The organism is Streptomyces sp. NBC_01288 (genome assembly GCF_035982055.1).
Classification (GTDB): Bacteria; Actinomycetota; Actinomycetes; order Streptomycetales; family Streptomycetaceae; genus Streptomyces.
Genome location: NZ_CP108427.1, coordinates 5,750,515 through 5,768,007, shown reverse-complemented (window position 1 = coordinate 5,768,007; position 17,493 = coordinate 5,750,515). Strand labels below are relative to the sequence as shown.

General features: G+C 70.2%; 16 protein-coding genes. 9 read left to right on the top strand and 7 right to left on the bottom strand.

Annotated features, from left to right (window positions below):
* The first annotated feature begins 122 nt into the window (after positions 1 to 122).
* On the top strand, positions 123 to 2,519 hold the full coding sequence (locus tag OG194_RS26010; RefSeq protein WP_327403207.1) for an HAD-IC family P-type ATPase: 2,397 nt from the start codon (positions 123 to 125) through the stop codon (positions 2,517 to 2,519).
* Positions 2,520 to 3,072: 553 nt separating this feature from the next.
* Here OG194_RS26010 and OG194_RS26005 read toward each other — a convergent pair.
* The 3 genes from OG194_RS26005 to OG194_RS25995 all read right to left on the bottom strand — a co-directional run bounded on the left by OG194_RS26005 (position 3,073) and on the right by OG194_RS25995 (position 8,283).
* Positions 3,073 to 4,017, bottom strand: a complete 945-nt coding sequence (locus OG194_RS26005) for a hypothetical protein (RefSeq protein WP_327403206.1) — start codon at positions 4,015 to 4,017, stop codon at positions 3,073 to 3,075.
* A gap of 226 nt (positions 4,018 to 4,243) precedes the next feature.
* Positions 4,244 to 5,023, bottom strand: coding sequence for a calcium-binding protein (locus OG194_RS26000; protein WP_327403205.1), 780 nt, complete (start codon positions 5,021 to 5,023; stop codon positions 4,244 to 4,246).
* 125 nt (positions 5,024 to 5,148) lie between these two features.
* Positions 5,149 to 8,283, bottom strand: a complete 3,135-nt coding sequence (locus OG194_RS25995) for a sacsin N-terminal ATP-binding-like domain-containing protein (RefSeq protein ID WP_327403204.1) — start codon at positions 8,281 to 8,283, stop codon at positions 5,149 to 5,151.
* A gap of 114 nt (positions 8,284 to 8,397) precedes the next feature.
* Between OG194_RS25995 and OG194_RS25990 the strand changes: the two genes are divergently transcribed.
* The gene (locus OG194_RS25990; RefSeq protein ID WP_327403203.1) at positions 8,398 to 8,670 is read left to right on the top strand and encodes a hypothetical protein; all 273 of its coding nucleotides are present in this window, start codon (positions 8,398 to 8,400) and stop codon (positions 8,668 to 8,670) included.
* Positions 8,671 to 8,758: 88 nt separating this feature from the next.
* On the opposite strand, the gene OG194_RS25985 is transcribed toward OG194_RS25990, so the two are convergent.
* Genes OG194_RS25985 through OG194_RS25975 form a run of 3 tightly spaced genes read right to left on the bottom strand, consistent with a single transcriptional unit; the run spans position 8,759 to position 10,037 of the window.
* Entirely contained in the window at positions 8,759 to 8,968 is a 210-nt protein-coding gene (locus tag OG194_RS25985) for a DUF397 domain-containing protein (RefSeq protein ID WP_327403202.1), read from the bottom strand.
* Positions 8,965 to 9,174 carry a DUF397 domain-containing protein gene (locus OG194_RS25980; protein ID WP_327403201.1) on the bottom strand — a complete coding sequence of 70 codons (210 nt, stop codon included), beginning with the start codon at positions 9,172 to 9,174 and terminating at the stop codon, positions 8,965 to 8,967. Before OG194_RS25980 ends, OG194_RS25985 begins: the two co-directional genes overlap by 4 nt.
* Positions 9,171 to 10,037 carry a helix-turn-helix domain-containing protein gene (locus tag OG194_RS25975; RefSeq protein ID WP_327403200.1) on the bottom strand — a complete coding sequence of 289 codons (867 nt, stop codon included), beginning with the start codon at positions 10,035 to 10,037 and terminating at the stop codon, positions 9,171 to 9,173. The genes OG194_RS25980 and OG194_RS25975 overlap by 4 nt, the downstream gene beginning before the upstream one ends.
* A 157-nt stretch (positions 10,038 to 10,194) precedes the next feature.
* Between OG194_RS25975 and OG194_RS25970 the strand changes: the two genes are divergently transcribed.
* The 3 genes from OG194_RS25970 (at position 10,195) to OG194_RS25960 (ending at position 12,422) form a co-directional block, all read left to right on the top strand.
* Entirely contained in the window at positions 10,195 to 10,698 is a 504-nt protein-coding gene (locus OG194_RS25970) for an ATP-binding protein (RefSeq protein ID WP_327403199.1), read from the top strand.
* A 214-nt stretch (positions 10,699 to 10,912) separates the two neighbouring features.
* Complete coding sequence (locus tag OG194_RS25965; RefSeq protein ID WP_327403198.1) at positions 10,913 to 11,800, top strand: helix-turn-helix domain-containing protein; 888 nt, start codon at positions 10,913 to 10,915, stop codon at positions 11,798 to 11,800.
* Position 11,801: 1 nt separating this feature from the next.
* The gene (locus OG194_RS25960; RefSeq protein WP_327403197.1) at positions 11,802 to 12,422 is read left to right on the top strand and encodes a Uma2 family endonuclease; all 621 of its coding nucleotides are present in this window, start codon (positions 11,802 to 11,804) and stop codon (positions 12,420 to 12,422) included.
* Positions 12,423 to 12,438: 16 nt separating this feature from the next.
* Here the strand turns inward: OG194_RS25960 and OG194_RS25955 are convergent, their stop codons facing one another.
* Positions 12,439 to 13,365: a DUF3027 domain-containing protein gene (locus OG194_RS25955; protein ID WP_327403196.1), complete on the bottom strand. Its 927-nt coding sequence runs from the start codon at positions 13,363 to 13,365 to the stop codon at positions 12,439 to 12,441.
* Positions 13,366 to 13,765: 400 nt separating this feature from the next.
* Between OG194_RS25955 and OG194_RS25950 the strand changes: the two genes are divergently transcribed.
* The 4 genes from OG194_RS25950 (at position 13,766) to OG194_RS25935 (ending at position 17,250) form a co-directional block, all read left to right on the top strand.
* Positions 13,766 to 15,190 carry an MFS transporter gene (locus OG194_RS25950; protein WP_327403195.1) on the top strand — a complete coding sequence of 475 codons (1,425 nt, stop codon included), beginning with the start codon at positions 13,766 to 13,768 and terminating at the stop codon, positions 15,188 to 15,190.
* A gap of 73 nt (positions 15,191 to 15,263) precedes the next feature.
* A complete protein-coding gene (locus OG194_RS25945; RefSeq protein ID WP_266771202.1) occupies positions 15,264 to 15,728 on the top strand; it encodes a DUF2771 domain-containing protein in 465 nt (154 codons plus the stop codon).
* Entirely contained in the window at positions 15,698 to 16,402 is a 705-nt protein-coding gene (locus OG194_RS25940) for a futalosine hydrolase (RefSeq protein ID WP_327403194.1), read from the top strand. The genes OG194_RS25945 and OG194_RS25940 overlap by 31 nt, the downstream gene beginning before the upstream one ends.
* Positions 16,399 to 17,250 carry a 1,4-dihydroxy-6-naphthoate synthase gene (locus OG194_RS25935; protein WP_327403193.1) on the top strand — a complete coding sequence of 284 codons (852 nt, stop codon included), beginning with the start codon at positions 16,399 to 16,401 and terminating at the stop codon, positions 17,248 to 17,250. The genes OG194_RS25940 and OG194_RS25935 overlap by 4 nt, the downstream gene beginning before the upstream one ends.
* Positions 17,251 to 17,493: the final 243 nt, after the last annotated feature.

Sequence of the window (17,493 nt, the reverse complement as noted above, 5' to 3'; positions counted from 1 at the left end):
GCGGAGTGAGGGCCCTCCCCTACACCCCTGGCATCACCCCGCCCCGCCCGCCGTCCTCCCCTGGTCGGATCTTCCGGGCACTCGGCGGGTGAAGCCGTAAATCCGCACGTACCGTCGAATGCATGACGCACACCGACGCGGGCGCCGAACTCGACCCTGTGCACCCCGTGCCCATCCCGGCGCGGCGGGCCCATGGACTCAGCACCGCCGAGGTCGCCGAGCGGGTGGCGCGCGGGGAGGTCAACGACGTCCCGGTGCGCAGCAGCCGTTCGCTCGGCGAGATCGTCCGCGCCAACGTCTTCACCCGGTTCAACGCGATCATCGGCGTGCTCTGGCTGATCATGCTGTTCGTGGCGCCAGTCCAGGACAGCCTGTTCGGGTACGTGATCATCGCCAACACCGGGATCGGGGTCTTCCAGGAGTGGCGGGCGAAGAAGACCCTCGACTCCCTCGCGGTGATCGGCGAGTCGAAGCCGACGGTACGGCGCGACGGGGCGGCCGTGGAGGTGAGCACCTCCGAGATCGTGCTGGGGGACCTCATCGAGATCGGGCCCGGTGACAAGGTCGTCGTCGACGGGGAGTGCGTCGAGGCCGACGGTCTTGAGATCGACGAGTCGCTGCTCACCGGTGAGGCGGACCCGGTGGTCAAGCGGCCGGGGGACGCGGTCATGTCGGGGAGTTTCGTGGTCGCCGGCGGTGGCGCGTTCGAGGCGACGAAGGTGGGGCGGGAGGCGTACGCGGCCCAACTCGCCGAAGAGGCCTCGCGGTTCACGCTCGTCCACTCCGAGCTGCGGACCGGTATCTCCACGATCCTCAAGTACGTGACGTGGATGATGATCCCGACCGCGATCGGCCTGGTCATCAGCCAACTGGTCGTCAAACAGCACGGGTTCAAGGACTCCATCGCGCGGACCGTGGGCGGCATCGTCCCGATGGTCCCGGAGGGGCTGGTCCTCCTCACCTCGGTGGCCTTCGCGATCGGTGTCATCCGGCTTGGCCGGAAACAGTGCCTCGTCCAGGAGCTTCCGGCCATCGAGGGGCTCGCCCGCGTCGACACGGTCTGCCTCGACAAGACGGGCACGCTGACCGAGGGCGGGATGGACGTCACCGAGTTGCGTCCGCTCGGCGGGGCCGACGAAACGTACGTACGCAAAGTCCTGGGTGCGTTGGGCGAGTCGGATCCGCGGCCGAACGCGTCGCTCCAGGCGATCATCACCGCTTATCCGGACAGCGGGGAGTGGCGGTGCGTGGAGTCGCTGCCGTTCTCGTCGGCGCGGAAGTACAGCGGGGCGTCGTTCAGCGAGGGGAACGGGGAGTCGAGCACGTGGTTGCTCGGGGCGCCCGATGTGCTGCTGGGTGCGGACGATCCCGCGCTGGAGGAGACCGGGCGGCTCAATGAGGAGGGGCTACGGGTGCTGTTGCTGGCCCGGGTCTCCGGTGAGCTGGATGATCCCGGGGTCGCGCGGGGGGCCTCGGCGACGGCACTGGTGGTGTTGGAGCAGCGGTTGCGGCCCGACGCGGCGGAGACGCTCGCCTATTTCGCCGAGCAGGATGTGCACGCGAAGGTGATCTCCGGGGACAACGCGGTGTCCGTGGGCGCGGTGGCCGGGAAGCTGGGGCTCAGCGGGCAGGTCGTGGATGCCCGTCAACTGCCTTCGGATCAGGAGGAGATGGCGAAGTCCCTCGACGAGGGGACGGTGTTCGGGCGGGTCACCCCGCAGCAGAAGCGGGACATGGTGGGGGCGTTGCAGTCCCGTGGGCACACGGTTGCGATGACCGGGGACGGGGTGAACGACGTTCTTGCCCTGAAGGACGCGGACATCGGTGTCTCCATGGGGTCGGGGTCCGAGGCGACCCGGGCTGTCGCGCAGATCGTGTTGCTCAACAACAGCTTCGCCACGTTGCCTTCGGTTGTTGCCGAGGGGCGGCGGGTCATCGGGAACATCACTCGGGTGGCGACGCTGTTTCTGGTCAAGACCGTGTACTCGGTGTTGTTGGCGGTGCTGGTGGTGTGCTGGCGGGTTGAATATCCGTTCCTGCCGCGGCACTTGACGCTGTTGTCCACGTTGACCATCGGGATTCCGGCGTTCTTTCTTGCGCTGGCGCCGAACACGGAGCGGGCGAAACCCCATTTCGTGCGGCGGGTGATGCGGTATTCGATTCCGGGTGGGGTGATTGCCGGGGCGGCGACCTTCGTCACGTATCTGATTGCCCGTCATCACTACGTTGGGAAGGGGGCGTTGGGGGCCGAGACCAGTGCGGCGACCTTGACCCTGTTTCTGATCTCCATGTGGGTGCTGGCGATTATTGCGCGGCCGTATACCTGGTGGCGGGTGGCGCTGGTCGCCTCGATGGGGGCGGCGTTTGTGGTGGTGCTGGTCGTGCCGTGGCTTCAGCATTTCTTCGCGCTGAAGTTGGTGGGGGTGACGATGCCGTGGATCGCTGTGGGGATTGCGGGGGTGGCGGGGGTGGCGTTGGAGCTGGTGTGGAGGTTGGTTGATCGGCGGGGGGTGGCTTGAGTGGGCGGTGGGGGCGTGGTTCGTCGGGTGCGGGTCGGTGGGGGGTTGGGGCGTGGTTCGTCGGGTGCGGGTCGGTGGGGGGTTGGGGCGTGGTTCGTCGGGTGCGGGTCGGTGGGGGGTTGGGTGCGTGGTTCGTCCAGCGCGGGCCGGTGGGGGCTGGTCGCGCAGTTCCCCGCGCCCCTTAAAAGCGGCTCGCCGCACCCCTGTTTTCAAGCTCGCGTCCTTTAAAGGCAGCTCGCCGCGCCCCTGTGTTTGAGCCCGCGCCCCCTAAAGCAGCTGCCGCGCCCCACTTCTTGGGCGCGCGCCCCTAAGAGCAGCTCGCCGTGTCCCTGTTCTCAAGTACGCGCCCCTTAAAGGCGGCTGCCGCGACCCCGTGCTTAGGCGCGCGCCCCTAAAAGCGGCTCGTCGCAACGCTGTTCCTAAGCCCGCGCCCTCTTCTTGGGCGCGGGCCCCTAAAAGCAGCTCACCGCACCGCTGTTCATAAGGCCGTGCCTCTAAAAAAGCAGCTGCCGCGACCCCGTTTTCGGGGCGCGGCAGCTGCTTTTGGGTGGTGCTACTTCACGTCGACGTAGTCGCCCGTGGCGTTGACCGCCGGGGTCGTCGAGGTGCCTGCGAAGCTGTAGCGGAAGTAGCCGTCGACCGTGGCCTTGACGGTGGTCTTCAGGGCGCCCGTCGAGCTCGTCTTGATGGTCTTGACCGTGGTGTACGTGGTGGCGTTCTTCTTGCGGAACTGGAGCTTGACCGGCTGGGTGGAGTAGCCGGTGTAGTTGTTGGCGTCCCAGTTCGCGCGGGTCAGCTTGCCGGTGACCGTGATGGTCTTGCCCTTCTTCACCGGCTCCGGGGCGGCGTTGACCGTCAGCTTGGACAGGCGCGTGACGTTCGGGGAGGCGAAGCCGCCCTGGTCGGCGAGGCCGACCTTGGTGATGTCGAACGTGCTGCTCGTCGGGTCCTGGCCGTTCAGCGCGATGGCCTCGGCGCCGGCCTTCCAGGCACCGGCGTCGGTGTTCGACAGGTCGCCGTCACCCGGGTAGATGTCGAGCGTGGCCTTGCAGGAGGCGGTGGTAGCCGAGGTGGCCGTGCAGGTGCCCGCGTTGTCGCCGAACAGCATGTTCGTCGGGTTGGCGAAGGTGCCCTTGTAGATGTACGGGCCGTTGAGGAAGTCGGACGCGGTGATGTCGACGTCGGCGCCGTGCGTGAGCGTGTACGTGACCGGCACGGAGACGTGGGCGGCGGCACCGACCACGATCGGCTTGCCGCTGTGCACCTTGATGTTGGAGAAGGTGACGTTCAGGGCGTACGGCTCGTCGTCGGCCGGGGTGGCGACAGTGGAGCCGGACAGGGTGGCCTTGCCGGAGGCGGTGTGAGCGGCCTCACGGATCTTCGCGACGTCCGAGCGGTAGGAACCGGCGTCGGAGCCCGCGGCCTGCGCGGCCGGTACGGCGAAGGCGGAGAGAACCAGGGCGCCGGAGACGGCGGCCACGGTGGCGCTTATGCGCATGCGTTCCCCAAGTGGGAAAGGGGGCCCCGACGCGCTGGTCGTTCCGAACGGCTCGTCGTCGGCGTCGGGGCCCAAGTGATGGCGGAGCCTGTTGGCTCACGTGATGTGATTCGCGACCAGTGGTGTGGGTTGTACGGCGAATCGAGACTTTGTGCGGGTATTGCGAACTGATGGTGAAGTGCGGAGACTCCGCCGGTCGGCGGGGCCGCGTGGGCCGCGTCGGGTCTTACTTCACGTCGATGAAGTCACCCGCGGCGTTGACGGCCGGGGTGGTCGAGGTGCCCGCGAAGCTGTAGCGGAAGTAGCCGTCGACGGTCGCCTTGACGGTGGTGCTCAGGTTGCCCGTCGAGTTCGTCTTGACGGTCTTGACGGTGGTGTACGTGCTGGCGCTCTTCTTGCGGAACTGGAGCTTCACCGGCTGGGTCGAGTAACCGGAGTAGGTGGCGGCGTCCCAGTTCGCGCGGGTCAGCTTGCCGGTGACCGTGATGGTCTTGCCCTTCTTGACGGGCTCCGGGGCGGCGTTGACCGTGAGCTTCGACAGGCGCTGGACCTGGAAGGTCTTCGCGTTGTCCTTCTGGACGTAGTCGGTGTCCTTGCCCCTGGCGACCGCCCAGACCTTCCAGCCACCGGCCACGGAGTTGATCAGGTTGGAGCGCGGCGTCAGGTCGAAGGTCGACTTGCAGGTCGACGTCGTGGCGTTCACCTTGGTGCAGGTGGCGCGGCCGTCGCTGCCGTTGGCGACGGCACCGCTGTCGGACGAGTCGATGTCGGCGCCGTGGTACAGGATCGCCTGCGCCCAGTCGACGCCCGAGGCGTCCTTGACCGTGAAGCTGACGGTGATGGTCTTCTTCGCGGTCGCGCCCACGACGACCGGCTTGCCGCCGTTCACCACGACGGTCGAGATCGTGGTGTCCCCCCGCCCCTCGTCGGCCTGCGCGGCAGGCATGGCGAGAGCGGAGAGGGCCAGGGCGCCGGTCAGGACGCCGAGGGTGGCACGCATGCGCATGGGTTCCCCAGGTAGAGAAGTGATCGTGGAGCCTGTTGGCTCAGCTGATCAGATTCACGACGAAAGGGAATGGTTGTACGACTCGTGAACTTTTTTCGGAACGACCGTGAAGATCGTCGACCGGCTCAGTCGAACCACCGGTCCCGAGCCAGTTCCTCCGTCCGCGACGGGTCTTCCAGCAGCGCCGCCACCTCGAAGCGGCGTGGCCACTGGCCGGCCGCCCAGGCCAGGCCGGCCGCTACGCCTTCCAGGGTCGAGGCGTGCAGCACGCCGTCCCGGGTCCGGCGCCAGTCGATCTCGACGCCGTCCACGACGAGTTCGTCGTGTTCGACGTAGGTCGCGGGGGTGCGGGGGCCCAGGAGCGTCCGGACGGATTCCGGTACGTCGTGCTCGGTGCCCTCCGAGGTGACCTCGCCGGTGATCGACTCGCTCAGGCGGCGGACCTGGAAGAGTTCGGCCAACTCGGCCGCCCTGGACGGGCGTACGGGGAGGAGTGGGGTGCCGGCGGTGAAGGGGAGCAGGTCGGGTGAGTCGACGACCACGGCGTCCGCCGCGTCCACGACCGTCACCTCGCCGTCGACCACGGCGCGCAGGTCGTCCGGGAGGGTCACCTGTTCCGGGTCGAGGTCGGCCAACGCGCTGTACAGGGCGTGCAGTTGGGTGCCGGTGACCTCGCGGTCGGGGTCGGCGAGGCGGTCGAGCAACTCGGCCGCCCCGCCCGGTTCTTCGAGCAGTGCGGCGACGGAGGTCCGTACACCGAGGGCCCGCAGCACCTGCTCGTCGTCGAAGCCGGTCGCGTCGGCCTCGTCGTAGAGGCCGCGCAGGAGCGGGTCGCCGCCTGCCGCCAGGAGGCCGGCCGGGCGGCGGCCGTCGAGTACCGGGTGGCCGCGCAACCACCAGGCCGTGTAGGACCGTACGACCTCGTGGGTGCCGTCCGGCATGAGGATGCGGACCTGTTGGGTGATCGCGTCGCGGAGCGGGGGCCGGGCGAGGAGCGCGAGGGCCTGGGGCCAGCGGTCCTCGTCGACGAGGTCGAGGTCGCGTACGGCGACGAGTTCGGTGGCGACGGGGGGTACGGGGGTGTCGGGGAAGCGGTCGAGGACGTCCTCCGACCAGACGTCCACGGAGTCCAGGAGGCCGGGGTCGTCGGGTTCCGCGAAGTCGCTGTCCCGGGGCTCCAGTTCGTCCGGGTCGAGGACCACGTCGGTGGCGCGGACCAGGGCGAAGGTGGCGAGGACTCCGCAGGCGGCGAGGGGCTGTTCACCCCAGCGGTCGGCCAAGTCGGCTTCCACGAAGGCCAGTTCGTCGTCCCGCATCACCTGGGCGAACGGGCTGCCGGGGAGGACCAGTTCGCCGGCGGGGGCGAGTTCGCCGTCCTCGTCGGGCAGGGCGAGGGCGCCGAGCCAGGGTTCGTCACCGGGTTCCAGGCCCGCGTCCCGGACCAGGGCGAGAACGGTCTCCGCCAACTCGTCGCTGTCCGGGGCGACTTCGTCCCACATGGCCCCGCCCTCCTCGTCGAGGGAGGCGGCCACGGCGGCCCGTACCTGGGGTGTCGTGAGGACGGCTCGGGGAGTCGCGGGCAGCGCGCCGAGCTTCTCCAGGAGGGGGTGCGCGGCGTCCGGGTGGGCGACCTTGAGGCCCAGCCGGGCGAGGACTTCGGGCTCGACCCGGGCGGAGTCGGCGGTGGGGAGGAGGACTTGGCGCGGCCCGATCGTCGTCCTGCCGTCCGCGAGCGGCACGGGCAGGCCGGTGAGCCGGTCGGGGTCGACGCCCGCGAGGCTGTCGTAGAGGCGCCGCCACCAGCCGGGGTCCTTCTCCAGGCCGGCCAGCCGGTCCACGGCGTCAGTGAGGGGGACGCGGGCCACGCCCAACGTCCGTAGTTCCACGCGGCGTTCGAGGCCGGCCGGGAGGAGGGTGGGGAGTACCTCGGCGAGGACGCGCACGGTGTCGGCGCCGGCGCCCTCGACGACCTCGGCGTCGCGGGGCCGTAGCGACTCGGGCAGGTCGGAGTCGTCGTCGCCCTGACCGTCGGGCTCGATGGCGGGCGGGAGGAAGGAGGTGCGCGGCAGGCGCTTCAGGATCGCCTGGCGCAGGGTGCCGTCCAGCTCCCCCTTGCCCAGCGGGCCGGGGACGAGGTCGATGATGCCGGTGGTCACCGGGCGCCAGGCGGCGAGGAGTTCGACGTACGCGTCCGCCGCGCGCTCCACGACGAAGTCGGTCAGCGGGCCCGGGGCGGCGTGCCGGCGGGTGGTGTCGAGGGGGAGCGAAGCGATCAACAGGGCGGGTACGCCCAGGGGTTCGTCGCTGGGCGTGGGCGCGTGCACGACCGGGCTGGTGCGGGGGCGGGCCGGAGTGCCGTCCTTGTCGACGGGTACGGCCCAGGTGATGGACCAGTAGGGCCGCAGCCGCTCCTCGACGGGGCGGTCGGCGAGGAGTTCCTTGGCGAGTTCCCCGTGCGCGGCGACCGTACGCCAACGGGTGGTTCCGTCCCGGCTGTCGTCCACGACGGTGTCGGCGCGGTCGGTGCGGCGGGTGAGGGTCCGGGGTTCTTGGTCCCCCACCTCGACCACGACTTCGGTCAGCCCCGGGAGGGCGAGGAGAAGCGCGTCGTCCACGGCGCCGAGGAGGCGCTCGGCGAGGTCCTCGGCGGCGGTGTCGCGGAGGGGGAGGATGACGACCGTGTCGTAGGAGTCGGGGGCGGTGCCCTCGGCCGCGAACGGGAGGCGGAGCAGCGGGATGTGGCCGTCGCGGCGGCGGATCTCGGTACCGAGGCCGGGGCTGTGGCGGGCGGTGTCGTCGGCGAGGGCGCGGGCCTCGGCGAGGGACCAGCGGACGCCGCCGTGCCTTCCGAGGACGGCGGGTTCGTCGGTCACGGCGACGACGGCGGCGAAGCCGACGCCGAAGCGGCCGACCGCGCTGTCGCCCGCGTCGCGCTTCGCGGAGGCGCGGAGGGTGGAGAGGGATTCGACACCGGTCGCGTCGAGGGGGGCGCCGGTGTTGGCGGCGCAGAGGACGCCGTCGCGGAGGGTGAGCCGGAGCCGTCCGGCCACACCGGCGCGGGCGGCGGCGTCGGCGGCGTTCTGAGCGAGCTCGACGACGAGTCGGTCCCGGTACCCGCCGAGGACGAGGTCCTCCTCGGCGTTGGCGTCCTCCCGGAACCGGGCCGGGCTGGTCGCCCAGGCGTCGAGCACCCCACGCCGCAGACGGGCGGTCCCGAACGGGTCGGCACCCTCGGCGGCGGGCCGCACGAACTTACTCACGTACGTTCACTCTCCTCATCGACGTCGCGATGAAGGTACCGCGCGGAGGGGGGTGGGGTTGCCGGGGAGGGTGTCCGGTGCGGGGGGATGGGTTCGTGTCCCTAAGGTCGGTTCATGGACGTTCGCGGCATCGATCCCCGTGACACCGCGTGGGAGCAGAACCATGCCCAGTACCGGGTCTACTTCTGGGACGTGGCGGCGGTGACGGCGTACGAGTACGAGGTCCTGGGCGAGGTCGACGTCGACGAGGTCCTGGCCTCGACATCCCGGTACGCGGCCGAGCGGGGATGGACCTACACGGTCTACGCGGCGGTGACATCCGACGGAGACGGCCCGGGGCTCATCCGCCTGGCCGGCGTCCTGGGCGACCCGTTCGCGGACGCGTGACGAATTCCGTCCAGGCGGCGAGGCGCGGCGCGTCTCCCAGTAGGTGGGGACCCTTCGCCGTGAAAGTGTGACACTTCGGCGGGAAGTGTCACACTTTTTGAGGGTGGGTGCGGGGGAGCGGCTGGTGCACGAAACCCGTCCACGCGGTGGAGGTGAGGGTGAGGCGGGGGCCCTCGGTGTGCTTGGAGTCACGGACGTGCACCGTGCGGGGCGCTACCGCGATCTCGACGCAGGAGTCGCCCTCGGGCCCGTCGCTGTAGCTGCTCTCGAACCAGGCCAGTTCGGGCGGCGGCGTCATGCTTCTCCCAGCTGGTGCACGAACCCCGTCCACGCAGCCGGAGTGACGGTGAACCGGGGCCCCTCCACGATCTTGGAGTCACGGACGTGGACCGTGTCGGGGGCTACGGCGATCTCGACACAGGACTCGCCGTCGTTGCCGCCGCTGTAACTGCTCTTGAACCACGCGAGTTCGAAGGCATCCTCGGCAGCGGTCTTGCGGATCATGTCTCTCCCAGCAGTTGTTCGATGAGGGCCGACGACTCCCGTGGGGAGAGAGCCTGCGCCCGGATGGTGCCATACCGCAGTTCGAGGATGCGCAGCTGTTTCGGATCCGTGGTCGGGCGACCGCTGAACGCACCGTCGGAACGCCCCACCGCCGTACCGTCCGGAAACTTCAGCACCTCGATCCTCCCGTCCAGACCGGAGTGGACTTCGCAGTTCATCGGCATCACTTGAAGCACGACGTTGCGCAGCTTCCCCACCTCCAGCAGGTGTTCGAGCTGCCCTCGCCACGCCATTGTGCCCCCGATGGGACGGCGTAGCACCGCCTCCTCCAAGACGAAGTGGATCGACGGAGCCGGGTCCCGGTCGAAGACCGATTGCCGGGCCAGACGGGCGGCAACCATGCGCTCCACGTCGTCCGGTGAGTACGGGGGCTGTGCTGCCTCGATCACGGACCGGACATGCTCCGGCGTCTGCAACAGCCCCGCGATGATGTTGCACTCGTAGACGCCGATCTCGACCGCCTGGGCCTCCATCTTCGCCAACGCCCGCACCTTCTTGGGGTACCGGACCTTGGCGGTGTCCTCCTTCATCGCCGAGATCAGCCCGTCCGCCCGAAGCACCTCCTCGGACTTGTCCAGATACTCGGGCCGGGGAATCCGTTTCCCACCCTCGATCTTGTAGACCAGGTCCTCGCCGTATCCCACCGCCACCGCAAAGTCTGCAGCCCGCATCCCCACCGCCTCCCGCCGCAGCTTCAACTGCCGCCCGACCGTCGCGAGGACCGCCAACCCCCACTCGTCGTCCGGGTCCACCTCCCAACCCGGCTCGTCCGCCTCGCCGTTGACCTGCTCCGGTTCGCTCATCCCGCACCCCTCCTGATTCGTACGACCGTGCCGCGACGCCCCTACCCGCGCGACCGGTATCGACAGCCTGGACACGACCGGACAACGACTGGACAGTCACCGTACGCAACGGCCATGTCACTGTTCACGGTAGTCACGCACGGCCACGCTGAGTGACGTGATCCAAGAAACCACCGCCTCCGAAGCCCAGCCCAAGCCCCAACTCGGCAACCCCATCCGCAACTTCACGGTGCAGTTGTCCCCCACCCGACGCGGCGCCCGCCTCGCCCGTCTCCTGGCCACCGAACAACTCCGCGCCTGGGCAGTCCCGTTGGACCCGGCCCGCCAGATCGTCGCCGAACTCGCCTCCAACGCGGCCACGCACAGTCGCGTCCCGGGCCGCGATTTCAGACTGACGCTCTACGTCGTCGGCGGCGTCCTGCGCATCGAGGTCACCGACACCCGGGGTGACTGTCCACCCCGCCCCCAACACCCCACGCAGGACGAGGAGTCGGGCCGGGGCCTGCTGATCGTCGAGGCGCTCGCCGACCGCTGGGGCTGGGACCCGGGACCGCGCCCCCGTAAGACGGTCTGGGCGGAGCTGGTACTGGACCACGCACCGAAGCCCGGAAACCCGAACTCCGGTGCAAGGGGCGCCTTTTCCCAAGAACCACGACGGTGAAAGGACCATCACCAAGCCCCACCCCACCCTCCCGGCAGCCGGGCTCGCCATTCACCCATCCGGGTGAACATCATCAACTGGGCTGGATTCCAGGCAGGTTGCGTGATCTACGCTCAGCGCGACACAACCGCAGACAGCGGACATACGACGGCCCTCGCCGGGACGGCAATCCCAAGGCGAGGGCCTGACCACCTAGGAAGACAAGACCTTCCCGATGGATACGTACGACATTAGCGCGCCCTCGCGCGCCCAGTCCCGGCACACCGCCAACGCTCACGCGAACCACCCGAACCGGCGGCCCAGCGGCCACAGCGGGCTCACGCACGACAACGCCCGGCACACCGCCCGCTTCACGGTGATCGGCAACCACCTCGCCCAGCACCCGGAGTTGTCGGCGCTCGCGATCGGACTCGGCGTCCACATCCAGTCCCTCCCGGCGGGCACCCGCGTCGACATCAAGTCGCTGGCGGCCCGTTTCCCGGAGGGCACGACCCGAATCGCCGCCGCGCTACGGGAGTTGGAGGCCCACGGCTACCTGCGTCGCGAACGGCACCGGATTCCCGACGGCCGCATCGTCACCCGCACGATCTCGTGCAACCAGCCCGGCAGCGGCCGTAGGGACAGCCATGCCCCGGAGACGCCGAGTACGCCAAGTGCGCCGAAGAGGCCGAAGAAGCACACAGCCCGTAAGGCGCTCCCGCCCGTACCGCGCCCGGCCCACCCCTCCCCCGCCCTCATCCAGCAGGCCACGGACCTCCTCACGGGCCTCCGCCGCCACGATCCCCGCCTGCTCCTGTCGGCCTGCGACACGGCCCACCTGGCGCCGGGAGTCGCGGCGTGGCTGGAGCGCGAGGTCAGCCCCACTGCCGTACGCCACGCGCTCACCACGGACCTGCCACCCGACCCCCTACGCCGCCCCGCAGCCCTCCTGGCCCACCGCCTGACGGCCCAACTCCCGCCCCCGCCGCCGTTCCGGACACCGGCGCCACCGCCGACGGTCCGGCACCCCCTCCAGAACTGCGAGGGCTGCGACCGCGCCTTCCGCTCACCTATCCCAGGACGCTGCCATGACTGCCGAACCGATCTTCCAGGGGCCGCCTAGCATGACCATCGCCTCGGACAACTCACAGCGGGGCGCTTCCCACTCCTACCGGGCCATGAGGGACTTCCTTGAGTCCATGGACGACACCATCCCGGGCAAATTCGAGATCACCAAGGAAGGAATCATCCACGACATGACGGCGGGCATCAGTCCGCACGAGCTGACCACGCTCCATCTTCGCAAGCGCCTGGAGAAGGCCATGCCGGAGGAAGTGGTAGCTCACACGGGGACGCCGGACGTGGAAGGCGAAGCCGAGGGCGTCATGCGCCATCCGGATGTAATGGTGATCGCGTGGGCGGACATGGACGTCCCAGGTTCGTTCGACCCGCACACCCTCATCGCCGCCATCGAAGTGGTCTCCCGCTCCAACCCGGACAACGACTGGGTCGGCAAGATGCGCGACTATCCCCTGATCGGGATCCCCATCTACGCCGTCTTCGACCCTCGCACCGGTACCGGCGCCGTCCTCACCGACATCCACGCCACCCCCGACGGCCCCCGCTACGCCACCCGCAAGGACTTCGTCTACGGCGAGGACGTCACTATCGCCGACTGGACGATCTCCACGGAGAATCTGCCGCGCTACGGAGAAGACAGGGGCACCGGCCGGCCCAAGCCGTGAACCGACCGGCACGCCTCTACGAGTGGCCCAACTCCGCAGAATCCTCATCCACGCCCACCGACACCGACCCCGAATCCGCCGCGGGCCGCAGCGGGAACGGGTCGACCATCGTCTCGTCGATCACCGGGGCCGGGGGGTGGGGCGGTTTGGGCATGACGGCTGCTTCGGAGTGGCCGCCGCAGCCGTAGGACAGGGACACGACGTGGCCGTCCGCCGGGGAGAACTCGTTCGCGCAGACGCCGAACGCCTGGCCCAGGGAGCCGCCGATCGCGACCAGGAAGCCGCAGCTGACACAGGCCGCGGGCGCTGCCTGGGCCATCGGGGTCTTCGGGCCGAAGCCGTCCTCCCAGCGGTCGGCGGCGACGTGGAGGCCGTAGCGGGAGAGGACCCGGGCGCGGCGGATGCCCAGTTCCTCGGCCACCGCCGCGATCGAACCCCGGGTGGGGGCGACAGGCAGAGCGGACGGCGCCCCGGCCGTCACCTCCGCGTCCTCCGACTCCACCAGTTCCGCCATCTCCTCGGAGACCGCGGAGTTCGGCGGGGGCTCGTCCTCGCCCGTGTAGCCGGGCTCCAGGCGGAGGTCCTCCGCGTCGGTGGGGAGCAGGTCGCCGGGGCCCATGTCGCCGGGGCGGAGGCGTTCGCTCCACGGGACCCATTCGGGGGCCAGGAGGGAGTCCGGGCCAGGGAGCAGGACGACCTCGTCCAGGGTCACCAGCTTCGCGCGGGACGCCCTCGCGACCGTCACCGCCCAGCGCCAGCCCCGGTAGCCGAACTCCTTGCATTCGAAGAAGTGCGTGACCACACGGTCACCGTCGGATTCGAAGCCGGCGTGCTCGCCGACCACACCGGGTGCGGCGGCCTCCTCGGCTGCGGCACGGGCGAGGTCGACGGCCTCGGCGCACAGGCGGTCGGGGGTGCGGCTTCGCGTGGTCGCTGCGCTCACAGGTATCGCTTCTCTCCTACGCCGTCTCACGGGTGCGCCTGGTGTGACGAAGGGAGCGGACGGAGCGGCTGAAAGACATGTACCAGGCCCTTGGAGGCACTGGTGGAGGGCCGCGTCGACGTCCGCGCCCGATCGCGCTCGGGCACGCCTACGCCATCCATTCTGCGGGATGGCCGAGAGGCGCGCGGCCGAGAACAATCGCCACGGCGCGCTACGCACGCTACCTTCTCCCGCGCCATGCGCCCACACCGGCGGCCTCTCGGGCGCTGCGCGGCGGTCCCGCGGACAACCATGGAACGGTCGGTCTGAGACCTGTGCAACGGCTCAGAATCCACCCCCGTACGCCTCCATACGTGCGGTAACCGCACTACTCGCGCCGTTCTCGGGGCACTATGACGGGGTGGCAGCCGCGAGGTCGCCCCAAGGTGCCACCGGGATCGGTGGCACGAAGGGGAACATCCGAGGTGGCGGTTCGGGCCGGGTGAGCGGTTCCGTCCGTGCGATGGGTCGTGCCCTGCACTTCCCCGTCACCGGTACCGCCCGCGGCATCCGCAAGGCCACCCACGCCCACGGCGCGGGCGAGTCGGGCCTCGGCCGGCTCATCGAACTGCACGCGGTGAACGGCGCCGGCGACGTCATGATCACCGTCGCCCTCGCCTCGACGGTCTTCTTTTCCGTGCCGACCGACGAGGCCCGGGGGCGGGTCGCTCTCTATCTCGCGATCACGATGGCGCCTTTCACTGTTCTCGCGCCGGTGATCGGGCCCCTGCTCGACAAACTTCCGCACGGGCGGCGCGCCGCCATGGCCGCCGCGATGCTGGCCCGCGCCCTCCTCGCGCTGATCATCTCCGGCGCGGTCGCCAGCGGCAGCCTGGAGCTGTATCCGGCCGCGCTGGGCGCCCTGGTCGCCTCGAAGGCGTACGGCGTCGTCAGAAGCGCCGTGGTGCCCCGACTGCTGCCACCCCGCATCTCGCTGGTGAAGGCGAACTCCAGAGTCACCCTCGCCGGGCTCCTCGCCACCGGCGTCGCCGCCCCGATCGCGGGCGGCCTGCACGCCATCGGCGACCCCTGGCCGCTCTACGGCGCCTTCGTGATCTTCGTCGCGGGTACGGTCCTGTGTTTCTTCCTGGACCCCAAGGTCGACTCGGCCAAGGGCGAGGACACGGCGCTGCTCGCGGCGGACGAGGACCATCTGCACGGCCCGCATCCCAAGGAGGTCAAGCGGCCGGGGCTGCGCACGGTCGGCATCGCCGTCACCCACGCGCTGGGCGCCAACGCGGCCCTGCGCTGGCTCTCCGGGTTCCTGACCTTCTTCCTCGCGTTCCTGCTGCGCGAGCACCCGATGACCGGGCAGAGCGCGGCCGTGTCGCTGGGCATCGTCGCCGTCGCGGCGGGCGTGGGCAACGCGCTCGGTACGGCGGTCGGTTCCTGGCTGCGGCAACGGGCCCCGGAACTCATCATCGTGACCGTCGTCGCGCTGGTCCTGGGCGCGGCCGTCACGGCTGCCATCTTCTTCGGTGCCGTACTGGTGGCCTGTCTCGCCGCCACGGCCGGGTTCTGCCAGGCGCTGGCCAAGCTGTCCCTGGACGCGCTGATCCAGCGGGACGTGCCCGAGCTGGTGCGGACCTCGGCGTTCGCGCGCTCGGAGACGATGCTCCAGATGGCCTGGGTGCTCGGCGGCGCGATCGGCATCGTCATGCCGCTGAACGGCGCCCTCGGCTTCACCCTCGCCGCCGCGGTCATCGCCCTGGGCTGGCTGACCACCCTGCGCGGGCTGCTCGCCTCGGCCCGGCACGGGGCCGGTGGACGCCCGCGAGTGGCCTAACCCGCACCACCCGGCCCGCCGCGCCGCACCCCACGTGGGGGGAGTACCGGACGGGCCCGATAGCCTTCGCCCCATGACCATGCAATCCGCTGTGCGACGCCGCCGCGCCGTCGCCGCCGCCGGCGCCGTTTCCGCCGGACTGCTCGTCCTGTCGGCGTGCGACAAGCCGACGCCGATCTCGACGATCACCGTCGGGAGGAACTCGGTCCACACCGAGGCCACCTGCTACAACGACGGCGACGCGGTGAAGACCGCGGACCTGCCGAAGTGCCTGAAGGCCTCCACGTCGATCTCGGTCGACCCGGACGACACCGTGCGCTTCGGTGTCGACCCGAAGATCGCCGACAACGGCTGGACGATCCTGATGAACGGTCAGCCGCTGACCGACTCCAGCAAGAAGACGTACCGCACGATCCCCGGCAGCGTGTTCTTCAACACCCAGTACGGCGCGACCGGCAACTCGACCGTCGTCTCCATCAAGGAGGGCGACAAGACGGTCAAGGGCCTGTGGTCCTTCAAGTTCAAGAAGGACTCCTGACCACGTCCGCGTCCACGCCGTCCTCCGTACGGATTCTCGTCGCCACCGCCGTCCCCGCCGAACGGGACGCGGTGGCACGGGCGTTCACGAGCGACCTTTTGTGCACGGTTGATGTCATCGCCGCCGGAGTGGGTCCCGCCGCTGCCGCCGCCGCTACGGCCACCGCCCTCGCCGGTACCCCGTACGCCCTCGTCGTCTCCGCCGGGATCGCCGGCGGCTTCCAGCCCGAGGCGCCCGTCGGCTCCCTCGTCATCGCCGACGAGATCACCGCGGCCGACCTGGGCGCGGAGACCCCGGACGGGTTCGTCCCGGTCACCGAGCTGGGCTTCGGGACCGTCACCCACCGTCCGCCGAGTGCACTCGTACGAGACCTCGCGGCCGCGTCCGGCGCCCGCACCGGAGCCGTACTCACCGTCTCCACGGTGACCGGAACGGCCGCCCGCGCCACGGAACTCCGCGCCCGCCACCCCCGCGCCCTCGCGGAGGCGATGGAGGGCTTCGGCGTCGCCGAGGCCGCCGCCGCCCACGGCGTCCCCGTCCTGGAACTGCGCGCGGTCTCCAACCCCGTCGGCCCGCGCGACCGCGCCGCCTGGCGCATCGGCGACGCGCTCGCGGCCCTGACGGAGGGATTCGGGAAGTGCGCGCCCGTACTGGAGAGTTGGAGACAGGTATGACCCCGTTGACCGAGCCCCTTCACATCGCCTTCTCACCCTGCCCCAACGACACGTTCGTCTTCGACGCGTGGGCGCACGGCCGGGTCCCGGGTGCGCCCGCGCTCGACGTGACCTTCGCGGACATCGACATCACCAACGGCATGGCCGAACGCGGTGAGTTGGACGTCCTGAAGGTGTCGTACGCCGTGCTGCCGTACGTCCTCGACGAGTACGCGCTGCTGCCGTGCGGGGGTGCGCTGGGGAGGGGCTGCGGGCCGCTGGTCCTCACCCGCGGGCCGGGTGACCTGACCGGTCGTACCGTCGCCGTGCCGAGCGAGCGGTCGACCGCGTATCTGCTGTTCCGGCTCTGGGCCGCGGACACGATCCCGGGCGGGGTCGGCGAGATCGTGGTCATGCCGTTCCACGAGATCATGCCGGCCGTGCGGGACGGGAAGGTCGACGCGGGGCTCGTCATCCACGAGGCGCGCTTCACGTACCAGAACTACGGCCTGCACAAGCTCGCGGACATGGGTGAGCACTGGGAGGCCACGACGGGGCTACCGATCCCGCTGGGCGCGATCATCGCGAAGCGGTCGCTGGGCGCGGACGCGCTGAACCTGCTGGCCGACTCCGTCCGTACGTCGGTCCGCGCGGCCTGGGACGACCCCGAGGCTTCCCGGCCGTACGTCATGGAGCACGCGCAGGAGATGGACCCGGGGGTCGCCGACCAGCACATCGGGCTGTACGTCAACGAGTTCACGGCGGATCTGGGGGTCGACGGGTACGCGGCGATCCGGGGTCTGCTGACACGGGCGGCGGCGGAGGGCCTGGTACCGGCACTGGACCCGGACGCGCTCACGTTTCCCTGAGCTTCCTGGTTGCCCTGAGCTTCCTGGTTGCCTGAACTTCCCGGGTGCCCTGCGCTTCCCGGTTGCCCTGAACTGGGGTCGCCGTCCCTGGGGGCTGCGCCCCCAGACCCCCATCGGCCCTGAAGGGGCCTCGTCCTCAAACGCCGGACGGGCTGGATATAGGCGGCCTGCATCAAGAGGTCACCCGGCGTTGGATTTTGGCGGCCTGTGTCGGAGAGGCGCCGGACGGGCTGGATGGTGCGG

Excerpts from the sequence above, each read along its gene's own strand:
- OG194_RS26010 (WP_327403207.1), top strand. The coding sequence starts at position 123 with ATGACGCACACCGACGCGGGCGCCGAACTCGACCCTGTGCACCCCGTG.
- OG194_RS26005 (WP_327403206.1), bottom strand. The coding sequence starts at position 4,017 with ATGCGCATAAGCGCCACCGTGGCCGCCGTCTCCGGCGCCCTGGTTCTC.
- OG194_RS26000 (WP_327403205.1), bottom strand. The coding sequence starts at position 5,023 with ATGCGCATGCGTGCCACCCTCGGCGTCCTGACCGGCGCCCTGGCCCTC.
- OG194_RS25990 (WP_327403203.1), top strand. The coding sequence starts at position 8,398 with ATGGACGTTCGCGGCATCGATCCCCGTGACACCGCGTGGGAGCAGAAC.
- OG194_RS25985 (WP_327403202.1), bottom strand. The coding sequence starts at position 8,968 with ATGACGCCGCCGCCCGAACTGGCCTGGTTCGAGAGCAGCTACAGCGAC.
- OG194_RS25980 (WP_327403201.1), bottom strand. The coding sequence starts at position 9,174 with ATGATCCGCAAGACCGCTGCCGAGGATGCCTTCGAACTCGCGTGGTTC.
- OG194_RS25975 (WP_327403200.1), bottom strand. The coding sequence starts at position 10,037 with ATGAGCGAACCGGAGCAGGTCAACGGCGAGGCGGACGAGCCGGGTTGG.
- OG194_RS25965 (WP_327403198.1), top strand. The coding sequence starts at position 10,913 with ATGGATACGTACGACATTAGCGCGCCCTCGCGCGCCCAGTCCCGGCAC.
- OG194_RS25960 (WP_327403197.1), top strand. The coding sequence starts at position 11,802 with ATGACCATCGCCTCGGACAACTCACAGCGGGGCGCTTCCCACTCCTAC.
- OG194_RS25945 (WP_266771202.1), top strand. The coding sequence starts at position 15,264 with ATGACCATGCAATCCGCTGTGCGACGCCGCCGCGCCGTCGCCGCCGCC.
- OG194_RS25935 (WP_327403193.1), top strand. The coding sequence starts at position 16,399 with ATGACCCCGTTGACCGAGCCCCTTCACATCGCCTTCTCACCCTGCCCC.